Annotated in this window: 23 protein-coding genes; 11 read left to right on the plus strand and 12 right to left on the minus strand. The window is 63.0% G+C overall.

Features of this window, described 5'->3' with window-relative positions:
* Nucleotides 1-150 precede the first annotated feature (150 nt).
* The gene (locus QMX97_RS05550) at nt 151-969 is read right to left on the minus strand and encodes a shikimate 5-dehydrogenase (protein WP_282396358.1); all 819 of its coding nucleotides are present in this window, start codon (nt 967-969) and stop codon (nt 151-153) included.
* A gap of 156 nt (nt 970-1,125) precedes the next feature.
* Between QMX97_RS05550 and QMX97_RS05555 the strand changes: the two genes are divergently transcribed.
* The 3 genes from QMX97_RS05555 to QMX97_RS05565 all read left to right on the plus strand — a co-directional run bounded on the left by QMX97_RS05555 (nt 1,126) and on the right by QMX97_RS05565 (nt 2,181).
* Complete coding sequence (locus QMX97_RS05555) at nt 1,126-1,479, plus strand: hypothetical protein (RefSeq protein ID WP_065907126.1); 354 nt, start codon at nt 1,126-1,128, stop codon at nt 1,477-1,479.
* 233 nt (nt 1,480-1,712) lie between these two features.
* The gene (locus tag QMX97_RS05560) at nt 1,713-1,907 is read left to right on the plus strand and encodes a hypothetical protein (RefSeq protein WP_065907127.1); all 195 of its coding nucleotides are present in this window, start codon (nt 1,713-1,715) and stop codon (nt 1,905-1,907) included.
* Nucleotides 1,908-1,998: 91 nt separating this feature from the next.
* Entirely contained in the window at nt 1,999-2,181 is a 183-nt protein-coding gene (locus tag QMX97_RS05565; RefSeq protein ID WP_065907128.1) for a hypothetical protein, read from the plus strand.
* A 3-nt stretch (nt 2,182-2,184) separates the two neighbouring features.
* Here QMX97_RS05565 and QMX97_RS05570 read toward each other — a convergent pair whose 3' ends face one another.
* Complete coding sequence (locus tag QMX97_RS05570) at nt 2,185-3,252, minus strand: AI-2E family transporter (RefSeq protein WP_065907130.1); 1,068 nt, start codon at nt 3,250-3,252, stop codon at nt 2,185-2,187.
* 107 nt (nt 3,253-3,359) lie between these two features.
* Nucleotides 3,360-3,896 (minus strand): thioredoxin family protein, encoded by a 537-nt coding sequence (locus QMX97_RS05575; RefSeq protein ID WP_120448081.1) that lies wholly within the window; start codon nt 3,894-3,896, stop codon nt 3,360-3,362.
* Between the two features lie 171 nt (nt 3,897-4,067).
* On the opposite strand from QMX97_RS05575, the gene yegQ reads away from it, so the two are divergent.
* Entirely contained in the window at nt 4,068-5,396 is a 1,329-nt protein-coding gene (yegQ, locus tag QMX97_RS05580) for a tRNA 5-hydroxyuridine modification protein YegQ (RefSeq protein ID WP_282396362.1), read from the plus strand.
* Here the strand turns inward: yegQ and QMX97_RS05585 are convergent.
* The 5 genes from QMX97_RS05585 to QMX97_RS05605 form a co-directional block, all read right to left on the minus strand.
* Nucleotides 5,393-6,595, minus strand: a complete 1,203-nt coding sequence (locus QMX97_RS05585) for a pyridoxal phosphate-dependent aminotransferase (protein WP_282396364.1) — start codon at nt 6,593-6,595, stop codon at nt 5,393-5,395. The two genes, yegQ and QMX97_RS05585, sit on opposite strands and share 4 nt — an antisense overlap.
* Complete coding sequence (locus QMX97_RS05590) at nt 6,592-7,251, minus strand: RraA family protein (protein WP_282396366.1); 660 nt, start codon at nt 7,249-7,251, stop codon at nt 6,592-6,594. The genes QMX97_RS05585 and QMX97_RS05590 overlap by 4 nt, the downstream gene beginning before the upstream one ends.
* A complete protein-coding gene (locus QMX97_RS05595; protein ID WP_282396368.1) occupies nt 7,248-7,916 on the minus strand; it encodes an RraA family protein in 669 nt (222 codons plus the stop codon). The genes QMX97_RS05590 and QMX97_RS05595 overlap by 4 nt, the downstream gene beginning before the upstream one ends.
* A gap of 102 nt (nt 7,917-8,018) precedes the next feature.
* The gene (locus QMX97_RS05600; protein WP_106804514.1) at nt 8,019-9,698 is read right to left on the minus strand and encodes a methyl-accepting chemotaxis protein; all 1,680 of its coding nucleotides are present in this window, start codon (nt 9,696-9,698) and stop codon (nt 8,019-8,021) included.
* Between the two features lie 90 nt (nt 9,699-9,788).
* Complete coding sequence (locus QMX97_RS05605) at nt 9,789-11,108, minus strand: Na+/H+ antiporter NhaC family protein (protein ID WP_162946149.1); 1,320 nt, start codon at nt 11,106-11,108, stop codon at nt 9,789-9,791.
* Nucleotides 11,109-11,349: 241 nt separating this feature from the next.
* Between QMX97_RS05605 and QMX97_RS05610 the strand changes: the two genes are divergently transcribed.
* The gene (locus QMX97_RS05610; protein ID WP_120448077.1) at nt 11,350-13,497 is read left to right on the plus strand and encodes a methyl-accepting chemotaxis protein; all 2,148 of its coding nucleotides are present in this window, start codon (nt 11,350-11,352) and stop codon (nt 13,495-13,497) included.
* Nucleotides 13,498-14,070: 573 nt separating this feature from the next.
* Here QMX97_RS05610 and QMX97_RS05615 read toward each other — a convergent pair.
* From QMX97_RS05615 to QMX97_RS05630, 4 genes are read right to left on the minus strand one after another with little or no spacing between them, the layout of a single operon-like run.
* Nucleotides 14,071-15,390, minus strand: coding sequence for a sensor histidine kinase (locus tag QMX97_RS05615; RefSeq protein ID WP_120448074.1), 1,320 nt, complete (start codon nt 15,388-15,390; stop codon nt 14,071-14,073).
* Nucleotides 15,387-16,055, minus strand: coding sequence for a response regulator transcription factor (locus QMX97_RS05620; protein ID WP_027603141.1), 669 nt, complete (start codon nt 16,053-16,055; stop codon nt 15,387-15,389). Before QMX97_RS05620 ends, QMX97_RS05615 begins: the two co-directional genes overlap by 4 nt.
* Nucleotides 16,055-16,366 (minus strand): PepSY domain-containing protein, encoded by a 312-nt coding sequence (locus tag QMX97_RS05625; RefSeq protein ID WP_065907150.1) that lies wholly within the window; start codon nt 16,364-16,366, stop codon nt 16,055-16,057. Before QMX97_RS05625 ends, QMX97_RS05620 begins: the two co-directional genes overlap by 1 nt.
* On the minus strand, nt 16,366-16,668 hold the full coding sequence (locus tag QMX97_RS05630) for a PepSY domain-containing protein (RefSeq protein WP_262135147.1): 303 nt from the start codon (nt 16,666-16,668) through the stop codon (nt 16,366-16,368). Before QMX97_RS05630 ends, QMX97_RS05625 begins: the two co-directional genes overlap by 1 nt.
* 160 nt (nt 16,669-16,828) lie before the next feature.
* Between QMX97_RS05630 and QMX97_RS05635 the strand changes: the two genes are divergently transcribed.
* The 6 genes from QMX97_RS05635 to QMX97_RS05660 all read left to right on the plus strand — a co-directional run bounded on the left by QMX97_RS05635 (nt 16,829) and on the right by QMX97_RS05660 (nt 22,166).
* Nucleotides 16,829-17,908 (plus strand): patatin-like phospholipase family protein, encoded by a 1,080-nt coding sequence (locus QMX97_RS05635; RefSeq protein ID WP_213553547.1) that lies wholly within the window; start codon nt 16,829-16,831, stop codon nt 17,906-17,908.
* Between the two features lie 75 nt (nt 17,909-17,983).
* On the plus strand, nt 17,984-18,340 hold the full coding sequence (queD, locus tag QMX97_RS05640) for a 6-carboxytetrahydropterin synthase QueD (protein WP_003190259.1): 357 nt from the start codon (nt 17,984-17,986) through the stop codon (nt 18,338-18,340).
* Nucleotides 18,341-18,431: 91 nt separating this feature from the next.
* Nucleotides 18,432-18,872: a GNAT family N-acetyltransferase gene (locus tag QMX97_RS05645; protein ID WP_282396371.1), complete on the plus strand. Its 441-nt coding sequence runs from the start codon at nt 18,432-18,434 to the stop codon at nt 18,870-18,872.
* A gap of 9 nt (nt 18,873-18,881) precedes the next feature.
* Nucleotides 18,882-19,505: an NUDIX hydrolase gene (locus QMX97_RS05650; RefSeq protein WP_065907157.1), complete on the plus strand. Its 624-nt coding sequence runs from the start codon at nt 18,882-18,884 to the stop codon at nt 19,503-19,505.
* A gap of 190 nt (nt 19,506-19,695) precedes the next feature.
* Nucleotides 19,696-20,964, plus strand: coding sequence for a cytosine permease (gene codB / locus QMX97_RS05655; protein ID WP_120448070.1), 1,269 nt, complete (start codon nt 19,696-19,698; stop codon nt 20,962-20,964).
* On the plus strand, nt 20,961-22,166 hold the full coding sequence (locus QMX97_RS05660) for a PucR family transcriptional regulator (protein ID WP_282396373.1): 1,206 nt from the start codon (nt 20,961-20,963) through the stop codon (nt 22,164-22,166). Before codB ends, QMX97_RS05660 begins: the two co-directional genes overlap by 4 nt.
* Nucleotides 22,167-22,186: the final 20 nt, after the last annotated feature.

Raw genomic sequence — 22,186 nt, forward strand, 5'->3', positions numbered from 1 at the left:
TCTGCGTACGCCCGCCATACCCGAGCCATACCACGATCCCCCTGTGGGAGCGGGCTTGCCCGCGAAGGCGGTGTGTCGGTCAATGAATGCTTAACGGATACTCCGCATTCGCGAGCAATCCCGATCCCACACTTGGCTCGGCGCCAGCCCTCAGCTTCGGGCGAAGGCTACGGCCGCCTCAAACTGCTCCTGCGTAGGCCGCACGCCGGTGTAGAGCACAAACTGCTCCAACGCCTGAATGGCGATGACTTCCAAGCCCGTGATCACTTGCTTGCCTTGCGCCCGACCGCGCACGATCAGCGGCGTTTCGGCGGGGATCGCCACGACATCGAACAGCGTTTGCGCGGCATCCACCGCTTGCGCCGTGAACGCCAACGCATCCGCCTCGGCCCCGCCGGTCATGCCGATCGGCGTCACGTTGATCAGCATCTGGGGGCGCAGGTCACCCAGGTCGGCTTGCCATTCGTACCCAAGGTTGCGGGCCAATGCCTGGCCGGCTGCAGCGTTGCGCGCGACGATCACGCCATTGGCATAACCGCCGTCGCGCAAGGCACTGGCAACGGCCTTGGCCATACCGCCGCTGCCGCGCAGGGCGAAGGTCGATGCTTTCGGCACCGCATGCTTTTTCAGCAGTTGTTCAATGGCGATGTAGTCAGTGTTGTAGGCCTTGAGATGGCCGTCGGTGTTGACGATGGTGTTCAGAGAGTCGATGGCTTGAACCGAATCGTCGAGTTCGTCCACCAAGGCAATGGCGGCTTCCTTGAACGGCATGGAAACCCCGCAACCACGTATGCCCAACGCGCGAATACCACCTATCGCGCCGGGCAAATCCTGGCTGCTGAAAGCTTTATAGTAGAAGTTCAGACCCAGCTGTTCGTACAGATGGTTATGGAATCGCAGGCCAAAGTTCCCGGGACGCGCCGACAGTGACATGCACAGTTGGGTGTCCTTGTTGGGGTGCATCTGCATGGAAAACTCCTTTGAGTAAGCAAATCGGTACAGACCTTACACAACCTTTACCTACCGGCCGTGCTGTTTTTCAGAAATACGTTGTCTTAAAAGTATCCCCGCGACATTACTTGAGTCTATTGATTGCAGACCACAAGCGCAGGGGCTAACCGAGGAATGACCATGATTCGTAAAATCCCCAAGATCGCCTTGCTTATCGGTGCACTCGCTATGGCCGGCCAAGCCTCCGCCCACGGTGGTGGATGGGGTGGCCCGGCTGTCTTGGGTGCGTTAGTCGGCGCAGCCGTCGTAGGCTCCGTGGTTGCCAGCCAACCCCGCGAAGTCTATGTGCAGCAACCGGTATATGTGCAACCTCAGCCGGTGTATGCCGCCCCACCACCCGTCTACTACGCACCGCCACCACCGGTGTATGTGCAACAGCAGGTCTACTACCGCCCGGCACCGGTCTACTACGGTCCACCGCGTGGTTACTACGGCCCTCCCCACGGCTATTACGGCCGCGGCTGGTAACGCCCAATCGTCCTGTCTGAAACAGGCCTCGCTTATACGCGGGGCCTTTTTTTTGCGTGCAACGTCCGAATTTATGCGGCCAAGGTCGCTCTGAGGACAATGACGTGGGTGAAATCGCACATGATTGAGGCCAATGTCTACTTGCTTGATGGGGCCTCGCGCTGTCATGTTTGTGTCACGACACACTCTCACTATCGATCCTGTCCACTCAATAACAACAAGGACGGCTGACCATGCCCACGCAAAACCCACATCGCACCGCTGGCCTGTGCACGTCCAGCAAGGTCTATAGCGCCCTCACCGAGCTCAAGCACCTGGAGGGCCATCGCAGCGCCAAGTTCCTCGCGCTGCTGGCTGAAAACCTGGTGCACAAGGGTCTGCTCAGTGAGCAGGAAGTGGTGAACATGCTCGATCAGGTAGTGGACTGACGCCTCACGTCGATGTCGACTATCGAGCCAGGTGATTTTTCCTACGGCTCCCGGCACCGTAAGGTGACCTCCATAGCGATTGGAGGTTCTTATGCCCACTGTTCAAATCATGTCCGTTATCGGCAGCGCCGTCCCCGCCCCTCTGCGGGAACTGGGGTTGCTCGCCTGCTGGTACCTGGTACGCGATGGCGAGGCCATCAGCGGCCCGCTCACCTCGTTGTCCGCCGCCGAGCAGCAACTGCGACAGGCGTCGAGCTTCAGGCTCCACGCCTGAAACTCAAGGCAAGGGCAGCTTGACCCGCGGCTTGCTTTCGACAAACAGCGCCCAGGTCGACATGAACAGCGCCGCCACCAGCGGGCCGATCACAAAGCCGTTCAGGCCAAATACCGACAGGCCGCCAAGGGTCGAGATCAAGATCAGGTAGTCCGGCATCCGCGTGTCCTTGCCCACCAGGATCGGGCGCAGCACGTTGTCCACCAAGCCGATCACAAACACGCCAAACAAGCCCAGCACCACGCCCTGCCAGATCGAACCACTCAGCAGGAAGTACACGGCGACCGGCCCCCAGACAATCCCGGCACCGACTGCCGGCAGCAGTGACAGAAACGCCATCAGCACCGCCCAGAGCAACGCGCTGGGAATGTCCAGGAACCAGAAGATCAGGCCACCCAGCGCGCCCTGGGTCACGGCCACCAACACGTTGCCCTTGACCGTCGCGCGCACCACCCGATTGAACTTGAGCTGCAGGCGGCGCTTCTGCGGTTCGGCCAACGGCACTGCCGTGCGCACCTTGCGCACCAGATCAGGGCCGTCGCGCAGCAGGAAAAACAGCAAGTACAGCATGATGAAAAAGCTCACCAGGAAATCAAACGTGCCCTGGCCAAAGCTGAATGCCTGGGACGCGAAGAACTGGCTGCCCTGCATCGCACTCTTGACGATCTTCTCCCGCAGCCCTTCAAGGTTGCCCATGCCGAAGCGATCGAGCAGGTGCTGGAAGTACGGCGGCAAAAAGTTCTTGAACTGCTCGATATAGCCGGCCACGTCGAGCTTGCCGCTCTCGACGTTTTTGTACAGCGTGGCGCCCTCTTGCACCAGCAAGGCGCTGGTGATGATCACCGGCAAAATCGCGATCACCAGGCACACCGCCAAGGTGGTCAGGGACGTCAGGTTGCGGTTCCAGCCGAAGCGCTGCTGCAGGCGGCGCTGCATCGGGGCGAAGATGATGCCGAGGATGATCGCCCAGAACACTGCGCCGTAGAACGGCAGCAATATCCAGATAAAGGCGATGGTCACCAGGACCAGCAGTAACAGCAGGGTTTTGAATTGCAGGTTGGATTGATTCATGTCCGGTCCATGTCAGAAAAGCAGAGGGCCTGTGTAGGCCCTGTTGCTTAGTCCACTGCGAAACCTGGGAGTGCCATCCTTTATCCCACCAGCATAGACCGCAATCTTCAATGACCCGCCGCCTCACGCAACAGCGCCTGGATCATGGCCTCCTGCGCGTCATACCGGCCCTCGCCGAAGTGGCTGTAGCGCACCTGGCCCTGGGCATCGATGAGGTAATGCGCGGGCCAGTACTGATTATCGAAATTGCGCCAGATCGCATAGTTATTGTCGATCGCGACCGGGTAGGTGATGCCCAGCTTGCGCACCTGCTCCCTGACATTCGTGATGATGTGCTCGTGGGCATATTCCGGGGTGTGCACGCCAATGACCACCAGGCCGTCCCGTGCATACCGCTGGGCCCAGGCCTTGACGTGCGGCAGCGCCCGGCGGCAGTTGACACAGTCGTAGGTCCAGAAATCCACCAGCACCACTTTGCCCTTGAGCATCTCGGGTGTCAGCGGCGGTGAGTTGAGCCATTCGACCGCCCCCGCCAGCGACGGCATGGCGCCCTGGGGCTCGTTGCTCTCATTGCCTGTCACCTGGCTGGAAATCAGCGCGAAAGCCAGCAGCAGGCCGGCAAACACGGCCGTTATAAGTCGCATGGGGATGACCTTGTGGAGACGGGGAGCGCCATTGAACGCCCCGGAGGTATCACGTCTGTGTCCACACCCAGCTGGCGATACACGGCGATACAAAATCGCCAAAGGACGACCTGGATCAATAAACCGCCGGCCCACCTGCACTACCCTCGCGCCCTTTTGCGACCCACGCCCATGCTCCCTGCGATTGCCTCCCCACTGCCAGCCCCTGAACTGCTCGCCCCCGCGGGCAGCCTGAAAAACATGCGCTACGCCTTCGCCTACGGCGCCAATGCGGTCTATGCCGGCCAGCCGCGCTACAGCCTGCGGGTGCGCAACAACGAGTTCGATCACCCCAACCTGGCCCTGGGTATCGAGGAAGCCCACGCGCTGGGCAAGCGCTTCTACGTGGTGGTGAATATCGCGCCGCACAACGCCAAGCTGAAGACCTTCCTCAAGGACCTTGCGCCCGTGATCGCCATGCGCCCGGATGCGCTGATCATGTCCGACCCGGGGCTGATCATGCTGGTGCGCCGCAACTACCCGTGGATGCCGATCCACCTGTCGGTGCAGGCGAACACGGTGAATTGGGCCAGCGTGGAGTTCTGGCAGCAGCAAGGCATCAGCCGGATCATTTTGTCGCGTGAGCTTTCCCTGGAGGAAATTGACGAAATCCGCCAGCAGGTGCCAGCCATGGAGCTGGAAGTGTTCGTCCACGGTGCCCTGTGCATGGCCTATTCCGGGCGCTGCCTGCTCTCGGGCTACATGAACAAACGCGACGCCAACCAGGGCACCTGCACCAATGCCTGCCGCTGGAAGTACCAGGCCACGCCGGCCGTGGAAAATACCACCGGCGATATCGTCCAGGCATTCGAACCGACGCTGGGGATCGGCACCCCGACCGACCAGGTCTTCCTGCTGCAGGAAGCTAACCGTCCGGATGAGCAGATGCCCGCTTTCGAAGACGAACACGGCACCTACATCATGAACGCCAAGGATTTGCGCGCGGTGCAGCATGTGGCGCGCCTGACCCGGATGGGCGTGCATTCGCTGAAGATCGAAGGCCGGACCAAATCCCACTTCTACTGCGCACGCACCACCCAGGTGTATCGCCGCGCCATTGATGATGCGGTGGCCGGCCGTGAATTCGACCGCAGCCTGATGACCGACCTGGAGTCGCTGGCCCAGCGCGGCTACACCGAAGGTTTCCTGCGCCGCCATGTGCACGACGAATACCAGAACTACCAGAACGGCAGCTCAGTCTCGGAGCGCCAGCAGTTTGTCGGCGAGTTGACCGGCGAGCGGCGCGGCGAACTGGCCGAGGTCAAGGTCAAGAATCGCTTTGCCGTGGGCAACCACCTGGAATTGATGACGCCCACCGGCAACTTTCACTTTGACCTGGCCACCCTGCACACCGCCAAGGGCGAAGCCATCGAAGTAGCGCCGGGGGATGGGCACACGGTGTATGTGCCCCTGCCCGCTGACATGGACCTGCAGTTTGGCCTGCTGATGCGCGACCTCTAGCGGGTCGCCAGGCAAAACCGGCGGATCGCTTCGCACGCCTGGCGCAAGGAATCCTCATCCAGCGCATAGGCAATGCGCAGGTACGGCGCCAGGCCGAACGCACTGCCGTGCACCACCGCCACATTGGCTTCGTCGAGCAGCGCGTGCGCCACGTCTTCATCGGTGCGCAGCAGCGTGCCGGCAGGTGTGGTACGACCGAGCAGGCCGGCGCAGGACGCGAAGGCGTAGAACGCACCCGAAGGTTTCAGGCACTCCAAACCCGGTGTGGCATTCAGAAAAGCCACCACCCAGTCCCGACGCGCCTCGAACACGGCCCGCGACTGCTGGATAAAAGCCTGCGGGCCGTTCAATGCCGCGATGGCGGCCTGCTGGGAAATTGCACTGGCTCCCGACGTCTGCTGGCCCTGGAGTTTTTCCATGGCCTCCAGCAACCAGCGCGGCCCGGTGGCGAAACCGATGCGCCAGCCGGTCATGGCGTAGGCCTTGGACACCCCGTTCATGGTCAGCACGCGCGGTGCCAACCGAGGTTCCACTTGCGCCAGGGTGTGGAAGGTTTGCCCGTCGAACAGCAAGTGCTCGTAGATATCGTCCGCCAGCACCAGCACATGGGGATGCTGCAACACCACCTGCGCCAGGGCCTGCAGCTCCTCGCGGCTGTACACCGTGCCGGTCGGATTGGACGGCGAATTGAGGATCAGCCAGCGCGTGCTGGGGGTGATCGCCTGGTCCAGCGCGGCGGGCGTCAACTTGAAAGCGTCTTCGGCACTGCACGCCACGATCTTCGCCGTGCCGCCGCACAACTCGACCATTTCCGGGTAACTGACCCAATACGGCGCGGGCACGATCACCTCGTCGCCTTCGTTCAGCGTGGCCGCCAGCGCGTTGTAGATCACATGCTTGCCGCCGTTGCTCACCAGGGTGTCCTGCCAGCTTACGTCCAGGCCATTTTCACGGCGGAATTTATCCGCCACGGCTTCACGCAAGGCGCGTACGCCGGCGACCTGGGTGTAGCGCGTCTGGCCGTTGCGGATCGCGTCGATACCGGCTTGGCGAATGTGCTCCGGCGTGTCGAAATCCGGCTCACCGGCGCACAGCGAGATGATCTTCGCACCTTCGGCACGGCGGGCGGCCACGCGGTCGATGATGCGGTACGTGGCGGAAGGCTTGGCCTGGGCCAGGCGTTTGTTCAGAGTATTCACGCGTCCTTCCTCTGCAAGGTGTGATAGCCCAGGGATTCACGGGCCTGCCTGAGGGTCTTGCCGGCTTCGATCTGCGCCCGGATCTGCGATTCGACGGCCTCGATCTGGCGGGCGGTACGCGCGACTTCCTCGGCACGCGCCCGGGGCACCACCAGCACGCCATTGGCATCGGCCACCACGATGTCTCGCGCACACACACGGGCGCCGCTGATAGCCACCGGCTGGTTCACCGCCAGGACTTGCACACGGTCCTTGCCGGTGCGCATGTAGCGGCCTCGGGTAAACAGCGGGTAACTATCGCCCAAGGCCTTGCTGACGTCGCGGCACACGCCATCGATCACCGTCGCCGCGATGCCACGGCTGCCGGCGTACTGGGTCATGATGTCGCCCCACACAGTGCAGTCAGTGCGACCGGCGTTGGCGATCACCACCACATCCCCCGGCAGCACGTCCTCGATAAAGTCGCCCACCGAACCCGGCGGCATGCTGGCCGGTACGTATTGCACGGTGAACGCCGGGCCCACCACGGTGCCGGGGTAATTATCCAGCGGTGCGATTCCCAGGCATTGGCCGGCGATGCCCAGTTTGTCCATGGCATCCGAGACGCCCGGGGTGTCGAGCCCTTCGAACAGGGCGACAAGCTGATGATCGTTCATCGGGCAGGCTCCACGCGGATGGCTTCAAATTGGCGGTCATGCATCACGTCGGCGACCGACCGACCGCTGCGCACGGCATCGATCATCCCCGCCTCACGGGCGGCAAGGCGCTCGCTCAACGCCAGCACCTGCTCGATCACCGCAGCCGGGATAAACACGCTGCCGCAGCGGTCGGCGATCACGTAGTCATCCTGCGCAACGTCCACGCCGCCGACGCGGATGGTCACGCCGGAATCGACCTGCACCACGCGATTGCGCGCGCTGATCATGGTCACCCCACGTCCGTAGACCGGGTAGCCGATGGACGCGCTGCCGTCGATATCGCGGCTGAAACCGTCGATCACCGAGCCGCGAATGCCCTTGGTCACGGCGGCATTGGCGATGATGTCACCCCAGCACGAGATGCCATCGAGGCCCCCGGCGATCACCAGCACGCGGTCATCCGTAGTGATTGCGTCGATCACCGGCGAGATCAGGTGCACGCCGGGCGCGGCGTCGGTCTTGGGTGCCAGTTTGACCGTGCTCGCGCGGCCGACCACCTTGGGGCAGTCCCACAACGGGCGGATGCCCACCACGGCGCCTGGCAGTTGCAGGAAGTCGAGGGCGTCGGAGACGGTGTTGGTGTCGAGTTCAGCCAGGCGCTGAAGCGGGTCGGGAGGTGACATGAGATGAGCCCCTGTTGTGGTTGGGGCTCAAGTCTCACTGAGGCGCTGTGATGGGTATATTCGTATTAACGTTAGGCAGACATACGCCCAAGCTATGGTTGCTCAGATGCGGAACTGCCCCACCAGTTGCCCCAGGCGCTGGCCCAAATCCGCCAGGCTGCGCGAGGTCTGGGCGCCCCGCTGGGTTTCATCGGCCACGCTGTCGACTGCCACGGCAATCTGATGCACGCTGCGGTTGATCTCCTCGGCCACGGCAGTCTGTTCTTCGGCGGCGCTGGCGATCTGCGCGTTCATCGAATTGATGGTGCCGATCAACTGGGCCATGGTGTCCAGCGACGCCCCGGCTTCATTGGCCTGGGCCGAGGTGCCGTCGCCCGCATCGCTGGAGCGGCGCATGGCGTCGACGGCAGCCACGGTGCCTTTTTGCAGGCGGTCGATCATGCCCTGGATTTCCTGGGTGCTGGTCTGGGTGCGACTGGCGAGTGCACGCACTTCGTCGGCGACCACCGCAAACCCGCGCCCGGCCTCGCCTGCTCGCGCGGCTTCAATCGCTGCGTTGAGCGCCAACAGGTTGGTCTGTTCGGCGATCGAGCGGATTACGCCGAGCACGCTGACAATCGACGACACGTCCTGCTGCAGGCTGTCGAGGGACACGCCGCTGCTGCGAATGTCGCTCACCAGCGCATGGATCTGCGCAATGCTGCCATCCACCACGCGCTTGGCGGCCTGGCCTTCGACATCGGTCTGCTGCGCGGCCACCGAGGCGCCCTGGGCACTGCGCGCGACTTCCTGGGCGGCGGATGACATCTGATTGATCGCGGTGGCGACCTGGTCGGTCTCGTGACGCTGGCGCTCCATGGCCTGTTCCGAGCGTTGGGCCTGGTCGGAGACCTGGCTGACCAGGCCGGTGAGTTGGCTGGTCATCTCGGTGATCTGGCGCACCAGGCCGTGGATCTTGTCGACAAAGCGGTTGAACGCGCCGGCCAGGTCGCCCAGTTCATCCTGGCTGGTGATGGCCAGGCGGCGGGTCAGGTCGCCCTCACCGGCGGCGATGTCGTCGAGGTTGGCTTTCATCAAGTGCAACGGGCGCAGGATAGCGTTGGCCAGCAACATGCCGACGGCAGCGATCACCAGCAGCACCACCACGGCCACGCCGAGGATGCTCAGCAATACGCCTTCCATGCGCGTTTTCACCTTGGCCTCGACCACCGCCACCTGGGCTTCGATGCCGTCCAGGTTCACCGACGTACCGATGACCATGTCCCACTTCGGCAGGTATTCGGTGTAGCCGAGCTTGGGCACCAGTTCGGTCTGGCCGGGCTGGGTCGAGCTGTATTGCAGGTAGTGCGTGCCGTCCTTGCCGACCTTGACCAGGTCGCGGTTGACGTAGACACCGTTGGGGTCGCGGTTGTCCTTGAAGCTCTTGCCCACGCCGTCGGGGCTGTTGCCCTTGAACAGGCGAATGGTCTCGGAGTCGTAGCCGAAGAAGTAGCCGTCCTTGCCGTAGCTGGTGTTGGACAGCAGCTTGACCACCTGGGCCCGCGCGGCCGTGTCGCCGGGAGCCGCCGCGTCGTAGAGCGGCTTGATGGTGGTCATGGCCACTTCGACGTAGCTCTGCAGGGTCGCCTTGGCGTCGTTGAGCAGGCGCTGGCGGGTTTCATCCACTTCGTTGCGTGCCTGGCCTTGCAGGATCCACACGGTGGTCAGGCTGATCACCACGGCAAACAGCAACACCGGCACAACGGCGAGGGACAGGACTTTGGCCTTCAAACTCAGACGCATGGCTTTTCTCTCTTATTAGTGGCGACTTGAGAGGTTATCGGCCATGCGCCTGGGATCTGTAGGAGCCAGCTCCTACGGAACGGCGGTGTGTCAGAGGGTCATCGCGGCCAGCCAGCCGAACGCCAGCAGCGGGATGTTGTAGTGCAGGAACGTCGGCACCACGGTGTCCCAGATATGGTGGTGCTGGCCGTCGATGTTCAGGCCGGAGGTCGGGCCGAGGGTTGAATCCGAGGCAGGCGAACCGGCATCGCCCAGGGCCCCGGCGGTGCCGACGATGCACACGATGGCCAGCGGGCTGAAGCCCAGTTGCACACACAGTGGCACGAAAATCGCGGCCAGGATCGGCACCGTGGAAAACGACGAGCCGATGCCCATGGTCACCAGCAGCCCCACCAGCAACATCAACAACGCGCCGACGCCACGACTATGGCCGATGAACGCCGCCGAGGCTTCCACCAGCGAACGCACGTCGCCGGTGGCCTTGAGCACTTCGGCAAACCCCGACGAGGCGATCATGATGAAGCCGATCATGGCCATCATCTTCATGCCTTCGGTGAACAGGTCGTCGGTGTCGCGCCAGCGCACGATGCCCGACACCGAGAAAATCAGGAACCCGGCCAGGGCGCCGATGATCATCGAGTCCAGCCACAGCTGAATGATGAACGCCGCGGCAATCGCCAGGCCAGCCACCAGCAGGGTCAGCGGGTTGTACTGCACCGCGACCTGCTCGACCCGCTCGATTTTCTCCAGGTCATACACGCGCTTCTTGCGGTAGCTGACAAACACCGCCACCAGCAGGCCAACGACCATGCCCAGCGCGGGCAAGCCCATGGCGTGGGTGACGTTGACCTGGCTGATGTCCACGCCGCTCTTGGCCACATTGGCCAGCAGGATCTGGTTGAGGAAGATATTGCCGAAGCCCACCGGCAGGAACATATACGGGGTGATCAGGCCGAAAGTCATCACGCAGGCGATCAGGCGGCGGTCCAGTTGCAGCTTGGTCAACACGTAGAGCAGCGGCGGCACCAGCAGCGGGATAAACGCGATGTGGATCGGCAGAATATTCTGCGAGGCAATCGCCACCACCCACAGCAGGCCGATCAACAGCCATTTGACGTGACTGCCGCCGGTGGCTTCCTGGCGGTCGACCAGCAGCAGGGCCTTGTCTGCCAAGGCGTGGGCCAGGCCGGATTTGGCAATCGCCACCGCGAAAGCGCCGAGCAAGGCGTAGGACAACGCCACAGTCGCGCCGCCGCCCAAGCCGCCATTGAAGGCCTTGAGCGTGGCCTCGATACCCAGGCCACCGGTAAGCCCGCCAACCAGGGCGCCGACGATGATGGCGATGACTACATGCACGCGGGACAAGCTGAGCACCAGCATGGTGCCGACCGCGGCGATGACTGCGTTAATCATGGTTACCTCAAGCAGAAACATAAAAAACAGGCATGCCCGCGCCCGGGCGGCCAAGGGATGGCTGCCAGCGTGCAGGCTTGAAGGAGGTCTTATTAGAGGGCGCGCACTTTGCAGCAGGCAGGGCTGCATGTCAAAAAACGACGCCGGCTTAAGGTTTAAATTGAACGTTTGAATAAAGAAAGTTCCACGGCGGCCGATACAAAGGCTCTCTGTGTTTTCAGGTTAAGGATGCTCCTCGATGTCCCTCAGACAGCTGTCCATTCAATGGAAAATCACCCTGCTCGCCGGCCTTTGCCTGTTGGGGATCGTGACCCTGCTGGTGGGTCTGTCGCTGTATCGCATGGCGCAGAGCTCCGAGCAGGTCAAAGCCTCCAGCATGCAAATGCTCGATGAGGCCGCCCAGGCGCGCATCGAGGCTCAGGGTGAAGTGCAGGCGCTGGGCATCCGCCAGCAATTCATGGACGCCTATCAATACGGCCATGGTTTTTCCCGTCAGGTACTGTTTTTGCGCGAACAGGCCGAAAAGCGCTTCCTCGACGCCTTCGACACCCGCGAAGACCTGACCCGACAGGTCAAGGCCGCGCTGCAGGCCAACCCGGACCTGCTCGGCCTGTCACTGGTGTTTGAAGCCAATGCGCTGGACGGCAAGGACGAGCTGTTCGCCAACCAGGCTGAACTGGGCAGCAACGACAAGGGCCGCTTTGCCCTGTATTGGTCGCAACCGACGCCCGGCAAGCTGACCTCGATGCCGCTGCCGGAAAGCGACATGTCCGACACCTCCGTCGGCCCCAGCGGTGAAAAGGCCAATGCCTGGTTCACCTGCCCGCGCACCACGCTCAAGCCGTGCGTGATCGAGCCCTACTTCTATGTGATCGACGGGCAGAACGTGCTGATGACCAGCATCGTGTTCCCCTTGATGGTCAACGGCAAAGTCATCGCCTCGTTGTCGGTGGACATCAACCTCAATAGCCTGCAGGCCATCAGCCAACGCGCCAGCCAGAAGCTCTACGACGGCCAGACCCAAGTCAGCATCCTCAGCCCGACCGGCCTGCTCGCCGGCTACAGCGCGGACGCCAGCAAACTCAGCCAGCGCCTGGACCAGGTCGACAGCGCCAGCGGTGCGCAACTGATCAGCGCCCTGGCCAGCAGCACGCAGATTCGCAGCCTGCGTACCGATCACCAACTCAAGGTGCTGGCACCGTTCGCGCCGATTCCCAATGGCAAGCCGTGGGGTGTGTTGCTGGATGTGCCGGAAAAAGTCCTGGTCGGCCCTGCCGAAGCGCTGAAAGCCCAGATGGACGCCGACAACACCCGGGGCACCTTGCTGGAACTGAGCCTGGGACTGCTCGCCGCCGTGCTCGGCCTGATCCTGGTGTGGCTGATGGCCCGCAGCGTGACCCGCCCGATCCTCGGCGTAGCGCACATGCTCGAAGACATCGCCAGTGGCGAAGGCGACCTGACCCGGCGCCTGGCCTACGACAAGAAAGATGAACTGGGCCAACTGGCGGGCTGGTTCAACCGCTTTCTCGACAAGCTGCAGCCGATCATCGCCGAGGTCAAACGCTCGGTGCAGGATGCGCGTGGCACGGCCGACCAGTCCGCCGCAATCGCCACCGAAACCAGCGCCGGCATGGAGCAGCAATACCGCCAGGTCGACCAGGTGGCCACTGCCTCCCATGAGATGAGCGCCACCGCCCAGGACGTCGCCCGCAGCGCTGCCCAGGCGGCCCAGGCCGCACGCGATGCCGACCAGGCGACCCGCGAAGGCCTGACGGTGATCGACCGCACCACCACCAATATCGGGCACCTGGCGGCAGACATGAGCACCGCCATGACCCAGGTCGAAGGCCTGGCCGCCAACAGCGAGAAAATCGGCTCGGTGCTGGAAGTGATTCGCGGCATTGCCGAGCAGACCAACCTGCTGGCGCTCAACGCCGCCATCGAAGCCGCCCGCGCCGGTGAGGCCGGCCGCGGGTTTGCCGTGGTCGCCGATGAAGTGCGCAACCTCGCACGCCGCACCCAGGAATCGGTGGAAGAAACCCGCCTGGTCATCGAGCAATTGCAGAGCGGCACCACCGATGTGGTCGGGGCCATGGGCAACAGCTATCGCCAGGCCCAGGGCAGCGTCGAACAAGTCGGCGAGGCCGTCACCGCCCTGCGCCAGATTGGCGAGGCGGTCACGGTGATCAGCGACATGAACCTGCAGATCGCCAGCGCCGCCGAAGAGCAAAGCGCGGTGGCCGAGGAGATCAACAGCAACGTGGCGACGATCCGCGATGTGACCGAGTCGCTGTCCGAGCAGGCCAATGAATCCGCGCGCGTCAGCCAGGCACTGAACAGCCTGGCGAACCAGCAGCAGGGGTTGATGGATCAATTCCGGGTCTGAAGGTTGAGGTAGATCCGCTGTGGGGTATGACTCGGGGTCCCGGGTGAATGAAGATCAAAGGTAGGAGCTGGCTTGCCTGCGAAAGCGGTGGGTCAGCCACCGAATCCATCCACTGACACACCGCCTTCGCGAGCAAGCCCGCTCCCACAGGGGATCCTGATATGGCTCGGGTATGCGGGTGTACGCAGATCAAATGTGGGAGCTGGCTTGCCTGCGAAAGCGGTGGGTCAGCCACCGAATGCATCAACTGACACACCGCCTTCGCGGGCAAGCCCGCTCCCACAGGGGGATCCGGGTATGGCTTGGGCTCCCGGGTGTACGCAGATCAAATGTGGGAGCTGGCTTGCCTGCGAAAGCGGTGGGTCAGCCACCGAATGCATCAACTGACACACCGCCTTCGCGGGCAAGCCCGCTCCCACAGGGGATCGTGGTATGGCTCGGGGATCCGGGTGTATGGAGATCAAATGTGGGAGCTGGCTTGCCTGCGAAAGCGGTGGATCAGCCACCGAATACATCCACTGACACACCGCCTTCGCGAGCAAGCCCGCTCCCACAGGAGGATCCGGGTATGCCTCAGCCCTGGCGTCTGGGCAGTTCGATCAGCGCCTTGAGCCCGCCAAGCTCGGACTCCTGCAGTTGCAACACCCCACCCCACACCTCGACGATATCGCGCACGATCCCCAGCCCCAGGCCGTGGCCGTCAATCTGCTCATCCAGGCGCGCGCCACGACTGAACACCTGGTCACGCTGGGTTTCCGGAATGCCGGGGCCGTCATCCTCGACCGCCAGCAGGTAACCCTGCGGAGTCTCACTGATGCTCAGCCGCACTTCGGCATCCGCCCATTTGCAGGCGTTGTCCAGCAAATTGCCGAGCAGTTCGAGCAGGTCCTCACGGTCCCAGGGCAAATGCAGGCCTGGGGCCACCTGGTAGCTGAGGTCCAGGTGCTCGCCGTGGATCATGTTGAGGGTGGCGAGCAGGCCGGGCAGTTCTTTTTCACAGTCGAACAACGCACCGGGCAGGGTTTCACCGGCCAGGCGCGCGCGATTGAGTTCACGATTCAGACGTTGCTGCACCTGCTCCAACTGGTCACGCAGCAGCTTGCCCAGTTCGGGATGATCCTTGAGCGCCTCGCTTGAAGCGGCACTCAACAGCACCGCCAACGGGGTTTTCAGGGCGTGCCCAAGGTTGCCAAGGGCGTTGCGCGAACGCTTGAGGCTGTCTTCGGTATGCGCCAGCAGGTGGTTGATCTGTGCCACCAGGGGCTCCAGCTCCAGCGGCACCTGGGTGTCGAGCTGCGAACGCTGGCCCTGCTGCAATTGCGCGATCTGGTTGCGCGCGGTTTCCAGCGGGCGCAAGGCGCGGCGTACGGTGACACGTTGCAGGATCAACACCAGCAGCAACGCCGCCAGCCCGAGTACCAGGCCGATCTGACGCATCAGGCGAAAGCTTTCGCGCACCGGCGTGTAGTCCTGGGCCACGCTGATGGAAATCGGCTGGCCAAAGCGCTTGTAGTCCGAACGCAGCACCAGCAGTTGCTGGCCTTCCGGCCCCAGTTGCAGATTGCCCTTGAGTCCGGCCTCGGGCAGTTGAGGCAGTTCCTGGTCCCACAACGAACGCGAGCGCCAGTGGACATCGGCAAAGTCGATCCGAAAGTAATGCCCGGAAAACGGCCGTTGGTAAGCCGGCGACAGGCGCTGTTCATCCAGCTGCACGCCGTTGGGCCCACGCACCAGCGCCACCAGCAGGTTCTCGGCGTCGTTGCGCAGGCCCGCTTCCAGGTAGCGCTGCAAGCCGGCTTCGAACAACCACAGGCTGGTCTGCGCCAGCACTACGCCGACGATCACCATCACGCTGATCAAGCCCAGGCTCAGGCGTCGCTGGATAGACTTCATGCAGGGCTGGCGCCAAATCGATAACCCTGGCCACGCCGGGTTTCAATTACGCTGCGCCCCAATTTGCGGCGCAGGTGGTTGACGTGCACTTCCAGCACGTTGGAGTCGCGCTCGGTTTCGCCGTCATACAAGTGCTCGGCCAGGTGGCTTTTCGAGAGGATCTGTTCGGGGTGCAGCATGAAGTAGCGCAACAAGCGGAATTCGGCGGCGGTCAGCTGGATCTCGTCGCCATCGCGCAGCACGCATTGACGGCCTTCATCCAGATGCAGGCCGGCAGCTTGCAAGGTCGGTTGGTTAGCCTGCCCATGGGAACGGCGCAACAGTGCCTGGATGCGCAGGTGCAACTCTTCGGGGTGAAAAGGTTTGCTCAGGTAATCGTCGGCGCCGGCCTTGAGCCCTTCGATACGCTCGGCCCAGGAATCACGGGCGGTGAGAATCAACACCGGGGTAGCCAGCGCGGCGGCACGCCATTGCGCCAGTACTTCAAGCCCGGGCAGCCCCGGCAGGCCGAGGTCGAGGATGATCAAGTCATAGGGTTCGCTGCGGCCCTGATAGGCGGCGTCGCGGCCATCGGCCAGCCAATCGACGGCATAGCCCTGGCGCTGCAGGCCGGCGAGCAGTTCATCGGCCAGGGGTACGTTGTCTTCCACCAGGAGCAGGCGCATCAGTCTTCCTCGTCTTTGATCAGCACACCGGTACTTGCGTCCAGCTTGATCTCGCGTACCACCCCTTCGGTGGTCACCAGTTCGACTTCATAGGCATATTTGCCATGCTTTTTCTCCAGCTCAGCCTCCAGCAGCCGCGAGCCGGGGTAGCGCGCCATGGCCTGCTGCAACAGTTGCTCCAGCGGCAGGATCACGCCCTGCTGGCGCAGCGCCAGGGCTTCATCCTGATTGAGGTCGCGGGCCGCCAGGCTCGAGCAGAAAACCATGAGCACCAACGCCACTCGACTGCCGGCGGGTAAATTTACCTTCATTACGTATCCTGATGATTCTTGAGAACCTGCCCGGTGAGCGCGTCCAATTCAATATCCCATTCAATGCCGTCGGCATCTTTGAGTTCGACCTCGTAGACATACTTGCCGTAGGCCTCGTCCAGATCGGTGTCCAGCAGCGTCGAGCCGGGGTGCAGGGCCAGGGCCGTGGCGTCGAGTTGATCGAAAGCGACAATTGTAACAGTGGCGGGCACGGTCAGTGATTTGTCCGGGTCCACGGCTCCGGCCCGGCTCGCCGTGATGGCGATGATAACGGCGGCGGCCAGAGCTGTGAGGCGCTTCATGAGGAGTCTCCGTTACACGATGTTTTTCCTACGCCGGTAACGGTACCTGCTGCAACTTAACTGAAACTGAATTGCCACCATGGCAATTTCGCCGGACTGCGTTTTTCCCACATCGGCTGAGATTTCCTATAATGCCCTGCTTGCTTCAACAGAGACCGGTATGACAGCCATCCACATCAAATTCCCCGCCCTGACGCTCAAGGCCGGCACCCGCGCCTTTTCGCGCATTCGTGAACGGGGCCTGGCGCCTGCGGATGTGGGCATTCTCCCCGGTGCGGCCGGCGGGCCCAAGGCACTCGGAATCCAGGGCCTGGACCTGGCGCTGTTCGGCGACTGGCTGCCACGCGCGCCTCGCGAGCGCGCGCTGATCGGCGCGTCGATTGGTTCCTGGCGGTTTGCCAGTGCCTGCCTGCCCGACCCGGTGCAAGGCCTGCTGGACCTTGGCCGCCTCTATAACGAACAGCGCTTTGCCAAGGGCGTGACCATGGCCGAGGTCAGCCGCAGTTGCCAGCGCATGCTCGACGACCTGCTGGCCGGCCGCGACGCGCGGGTGCTGGACAACCCCGACTATCGCCTGAACATCATGGTGGTCAAGAGCCATGGCCTGCTCGCCGATGACCATCGCGGACGGCTGGGCCTGGGCCTGTCGTCGGTGATTGCCGACAATCTGCGCGGGCGGGCGCGGCTGGCGCGGCACTTCGAGCGGCTGATCATCCACGACCCACGCCAGGCGCCGCCGGTGCATGCGTTGAAGGATTTCCCGTCGCGCTTCGTCAACCTGGAACTCGGCAACCTGCGCCAGGCGCTGCTGGCGTCGGGCTCGATCCCCATGGTCATGCAAGGCGTGCGCGACCTGCCCGGCGCGGGTGCCGGCACTTTCCGCGACGGCGGCCTGCTGGACTACCACCTCGACCTGCCCTACCACGGCGACGACATTGTGCTGTACCCGCACTTCACCGACCGGGTCATCCCCGGCTGGTTCGACAAGGGCCTGCCGTGGCGGCGCAGCAATCAACAAGGCTTGCAGGATGTGTTGCTGCTGGCGCCGTCCCGGGATTACCTGGCACGCCTGCCCCACGGCAAACTGCCGGACCGCAGCGACTTCAAGCGTTTCATGGGCGACGACCCGAGCCGCAACAAATACTGGCAAACCGCAATGAGCGAGAGCCGGCGGCTCGGCGATGAGTTTCTGCGCTTGGCCGATAACGGCGAGCTGGGCGAACACCTGCAGCCACTTTGACCCAGCGGTATGCGCGGCGGCGAATCAAACTGTTAAACTCGCCGCCTGCCAGATACTGACCGAGCTGAAAATACTGTGGAAATCTTCAAAGAGTTTACCTTCGAGTCCGCCCACCGCCTGCCCCACGTACCCGAAGGCCACAAATGCGGGCGCCTGCACGGGCATTCGTTCAAGGTGGCGATCCACCTGAGCGGCGACCTGGATCCGCATACCGGCTGGATTCGCGACTTCTCGGAGATCAAGGCGATTTTCAAGCCGCTCTACGAACGCCTCGACCACAACTACCTCAACGACATCCCCGGCCTGGAAAACCCGACCAGCGAAGTGTTGGCAAAGTGGATCTGGAATGAGCTCAAACCCCTGCTGCCGGAACTCAGTGCGATCCGCATCCATGAAACCTGCACCAGCGGCTGCATCTATCGCGGCGAGTAAGCCGGCGAGATGAAAAAACCACCCTGGCGGTGGTTTTTTTATGCCCTGCTCCCTTACAGTCGTGGCTCCAGCCGACCAGGAGCACGCCGCAATGCTGCGCCCCGCCACGCCCCATGATGTTGCCGCCATTGAAGCCATCGTCGAGGCGGCCTATTCACCGTACATCGAGCGTATCGGCCGCAAACCCGGGCCGATGCTTGAAGACTACGGCCGGCGAGTCGAGGGCGGCGGTGTGCATGTGCTGGACAACGACGGGCAGATCCAGGGTTTTATCATCCTGCAAGACACCGACAGCGCCCTGCTGCTGGATAACCTGGCGGTCGCCCCGCAGGCCCAGGGCCTTGGTCTTGGCCGCGTATTGATGGACTTCGCCGAACGCCAGGCCATCGACGCGGGTTACAGCGCCATACGCCTCTACACCAATGAAGCCATGACCGAGAACCTTGCGCTGTACACCCGCCGGGGTTACGTGGAAACCCACCGGGCCGAGGAACAGGGCATGCGCCGGGTGTACATGGCCAAGCCCCTTTAGGAGACAGGCATGGAAAACACCTGGCTGGCCCAAGCCAAACGCCTGCAGGCGCTGGCCTCCACGGGCCTGCATTTTTGCACCGATGATTTCGAACGCGAGCGCCTGGAGGAAATCGCCGAGATTGCCCACAGCATGTTGGCGCAACTCGGAAACGTGCCGCTGGAGCGCATCACCGGCTTGGTCTCGGATTTTGCCCAGCGCTATTCCACGCCGATGATCGACGTACGCGGCGCGGTCATCGAGGGCGACCGGATTCTGCTGGTGCGCGAACTGACCGATGGCTGCTGGGCGCTGCCGGGCGGTTATGCCGATATCGGCTTGTCGGCAGCGGAAAACATCATCAAGGAAATCCGCGAGGAAGCCGGCTTGAGCGTTACCGCGCGGGCACTGTACAGCGTCACCCACAAGGCCAAGGGTTTGTATCGGCCGGATGTGCGCGACTTCTACAAGCTGTATTTCCTGTGTGAGCGGGTGGACCAAGCGGCGCCAATGGCCGGGTTCGAGACCACCGACGTGGGCTTTTTCGCCCTGGATGATCTGCCGCCGCTGTCCCGGGGGCGCACCATCGAGAGTGATCTGGCGGCGGCATTTGCCTTTCATCGCGGCGAAACCACCCACACGCTGTTCGACTGATCCACTTTGTATCACGGCTGCACCGCTTTCGTGCCTGACTGGGCACAGCGAACACCCTCGCCCGCGTTTCCTGCCTGTTTGGCTATAAATACTGTGCATGCTGCACAGTGCAGACCGTGCGCCTGTCACTGGGAGTGATTTGGCACGCGCGGTGCAATACGCCTGCGTCACTCATTCAGGGAGTACCGACATGACGCAGCAAGAACCGGGCAACGACTACCCCTTAAGCGAAGTCCCCATGCATGCGCGCAAAGGCCTGGCGTCTACCGCCATGGTGCTGCTGGGCTTCACCTTTTTTACCGCGACCATGTTCGCCGGCGGCAAGCTGGGGGTCGCGTTCAGCTTCACCGATATGCTCGGCGTGGTGGCGCTGGGTAACCTGCTGCTGGGTATTTACGCCGCAGGCCTGGGTTACATCGCGTTCAAGAGCGGGTTGAACTCCGTGTTGATGGGGCGCTTCTGCTTTGGCGAAGTGGGCAGCAAACTCAGCGACTTGATCCTCGGTTTCACTCAGATTGGCTGGTATGCCTGGGGCACCGCCACCGCCGCCGTGGTGCTTGGCAAGTATTTCGAACTGAGCCAGGGCAGTGTGCTGGCATTGATGGTGCTGTTCGGCCTGGTGTTTTGTGCCACCGCCTACGTGGGTTATCGCGGGTTGGAGATTCTTTCCTACATCGCGGTACCGGCCATGGGCATCCTGCTGTTTCTGTCGATGTGGGTGGCCACGGTAAAAGTCGGCGGGTTGGACGGACTGCTGGCGGTGGTACCGACAGCTGAGCTGGACCTGTCCACCGCGATCACGCTGGTATTCGGCACTTTTGTCAGCGGCGCGACGCAGGCGACCAATTGGACGCGGTTCTCGCGCTCGGCCCGGGTCGCGGTGCTGGCCAGCCTGATCGGCTTCTTCGTCGGCAATGGCTTGATGGTGCTGATCGGCGCCTATGGCGCGATCGTCTACCAACAGCCCGACGTGGTGGAAGTGTTGCTGCTGCAAGGCTTCGCCATGGCAGCAATGGCCATGCTGTTGCTGAATATCTGGAGCACCCAGGACAACACCATCTACAACTTCGCCGTGGCCGGCTGCAATCTGTTGCGCACCAAACGCCGCAAGACCGTGACCCTCGCGGGAGCAGTGATCGGCACCCTGCTGGCGCTGCTGGGCATGTACGACATGCTGGTGCCCTACCTGATTCTGCTGGGCACCGTGATTCCACCGATCGGCGGGGTCATCATGGCGGACTTCTTCTACCGCTGGCGCGGCCACTACCCGCGCCTGGCGGATGCACGCCTGCCGGCTTTCAATTGGCCGGGGCTGGCCGCGTATGCGGTGGGCACCGTGCTGGCGTTCAATTCGCCGTGGGTCGCGCCGTTGGTGGGCATCGTGGCCGCATCGCTGACTTACATGCTGCTGACCTCCGTGCTGCGCGCTCGCGCACCGCTGGCTGATGCCCCGGCATGAGCCTGACGATTGCCGATGTACTGGCCTTGCCGGGTCTTGCGTCCATGCGTCTGCGCGCCGCAGAGGCAGGCCTGGACAACGTCGTACGCTGGCCGTATGTGGCGGAAAACAGCGGGATCGCCGAGTGGGTGCTGGGCGGTGAGCTGGTGTTCGTCACCGGTATCAATCACCCTCGGGATGAAGCCAACTTGCTGCAACTGCTGGATGAAGCCTGTCAGCGGCAGGTGGCCGGCTTGGTGATCCTGACGGGGCCGGCGTATATCCAGGCGATACCCCAGCGCTTACTCGACGCCGCCGAGGCCGCCGGTATGCCGCTGATCGAGCAGCCCTACTCGCTGAAGATGGTGCTGGTCACCCAGGCGATCGGTTCGGCGTTGATTCAATCCGAACAATTGGGCCGCTCGCGCCACGATGTACTCGAGCGTTTGCTGACCGGCGATTACCAATCCCTGGATCTATTGCTGCACCGCGCCGTGCAATTGGGCATGTCGCTGGCCGGGCACTGGCAGGTGGCCCAACTGCAGCTCGAAGGCAGCGAGTTGCTGTTTGCCCAGGACGACGCGGCGCAGGTGGAGGCCCAGTTGGCCCGGCAGCACGACGCCATCAGTCGACGCTTGCGCCAGCTGTCGCCGGTGTTACCGGTACTCGGCCGCGCCGGACAATGGACGCTGCTGCTGCCGGCCGCGGATGCCGTCGCCGCCTTGGCCAATCGCCAGCAACTGGTCAATTGGCTGAACCCGCTGAACCTGCGCCTGGCGCCGCTGAAAGTGTTTGTCGGCTTGAGCGCTGCCGCGCACCCACCTGCTCGCCTGGCCCAGGCTCACGATGAGGCGCGCCAGGCGTTGACGGCGGCACGCCGGTTCAGCGAACGCGCCGGGCTCTGCGTGTATGACGAACTGGGGGTGCTCAAGCTGCTCAGCGGTGTGCGTGATCGCGCGCTGCTCGATCAGTTCCTGAATGAACGCCTGGGCCCGCTGCTGCGCCACGACCTGCACCATGGCCCCAGCTTGATGCCGACCCTGGAGGCCTGGTTTCATGAGAATGGTAACCTTGTGGCCGCGGCCCAGCGCCTGGCCGTGCACCGCAATACCCTGACACACCGCGTCCAGCGAATCGAAGCCCTGTGTGGCCTGACGCTGGAGAATGCCTACGACCGCCTGGACATCGGTATTGCCCTGATGATCTGGCGGCTGTCTGCCTGATTGTTGTTATCCAAGAGGAA

This window comes from Pseudomonas sp. PS01298 (genome assembly GCF_029959745.1).
In the GTDB taxonomy this organism is placed as follows: domain Bacteria; phylum Pseudomonadota; class Gammaproteobacteria; order Pseudomonadales; family Pseudomonadaceae; genus Aquipseudomonas; species Aquipseudomonas aylmerensis.

Bases quoted from the DNA above. Each gene is read 5' to 3' on its own strand.
- QMX97_RS05610 (WP_120448077.1), top strand. From the start codon at position 11,350: ATGTCCCTCAGACAGCTGTCCATTCAATGGAAAATCACCCTGCTCGCC.
- codB (WP_120448070.1), top strand. From the start codon at position 19,696: ATGACGCAGCAAGAACCGGGCAACGACTACCCCTTAAGCGAAGTCCCC.
- QMX97_RS05590 (WP_282396366.1), bottom strand. From the start codon at position 7,251: ATGAACGATCATCAGCTTGTCGCCCTGTTCGAAGGGCTCGACACCCCG.
- QMX97_RS05645 (WP_282396371.1), top strand. From the start codon at position 18,432: ATGCTGCGCCCCGCCACGCCCCATGATGTTGCCGCCATTGAAGCCATC.
- QMX97_RS05600 (WP_106804514.1), bottom strand. From the start codon at position 9,698: ATGCGTCTGAGTTTGAAGGCCAAAGTCCTGTCCCTCGCCGTTGTGCCG.
- QMX97_RS05575 (WP_120448081.1), bottom strand. From the start codon at position 3,896: ATGCGACTTATAACGGCCGTGTTTGCCGGCCTGCTGCTGGCTTTCGCG.
- QMX97_RS05550 (WP_282396358.1), bottom strand. From the start codon at position 969: ATGCAGATGCACCCCAACAAGGACACCCAACTGTGCATGTCACTGTCG.
- QMX97_RS05650 (WP_065907157.1), top strand. From the start codon at position 18,882: ATGGAAAACACCTGGCTGGCCCAAGCCAAACGCCTGCAGGCGCTGGCC.
- QMX97_RS05660 (WP_282396373.1), top strand. From the start codon at position 20,961: ATGAGCCTGACGATTGCCGATGTACTGGCCTTGCCGGGTCTTGCGTCC.
- QMX97_RS05615 (WP_120448074.1), bottom strand. From the start codon at position 15,390: ATGAAGTCTATCCAGCGACGCCTGAGCCTGGGCTTGATCAGCGTGATG.
- QMX97_RS05635 (WP_213553547.1), top strand. From the start codon at position 16,829: ATGACAGCCATCCACATCAAATTCCCCGCCCTGACGCTCAAGGCCGGC.
- QMX97_RS05565 (WP_065907128.1), top strand. From the start codon at position 1,999: ATGCCCACTGTTCAAATCATGTCCGTTATCGGCAGCGCCGTCCCCGCC.
- QMX97_RS05560 (WP_065907127.1), top strand. From the start codon at position 1,713: ATGCCCACGCAAAACCCACATCGCACCGCTGGCCTGTGCACGTCCAGC.
- yegQ (WP_282396362.1), top strand. From the start codon at position 4,068: ATGCTCCCTGCGATTGCCTCCCCACTGCCAGCCCCTGAACTGCTCGCC.
- QMX97_RS05620 (WP_027603141.1), bottom strand. From the start codon at position 16,055: ATGCGCCTGCTCCTGGTGGAAGACAACGTACCCCTGGCCGATGAACTG.
- QMX97_RS05555 (WP_065907126.1), top strand. From the start codon at position 1,126: ATGACCATGATTCGTAAAATCCCCAAGATCGCCTTGCTTATCGGTGCA.
- QMX97_RS05630 (WP_262135147.1), bottom strand. From the start codon at position 16,668: ATGAAGCGCCTCACAGCTCTGGCCGCCGCCGTTATCATCGCCATCACG.
- QMX97_RS05595 (WP_282396368.1), bottom strand. From the start codon at position 7,916: ATGTCACCTCCCGACCCGCTTCAGCGCCTGGCTGAACTCGACACCAAC.
- QMX97_RS05570 (WP_065907130.1), bottom strand. From the start codon at position 3,252: ATGAATCAATCCAACCTGCAATTCAAAACCCTGCTGTTACTGCTGGTC.
- QMX97_RS05625 (WP_065907150.1), bottom strand. From the start codon at position 16,366: ATGAAGGTAAATTTACCCGCCGGCAGTCGAGTGGCGTTGGTGCTCATG.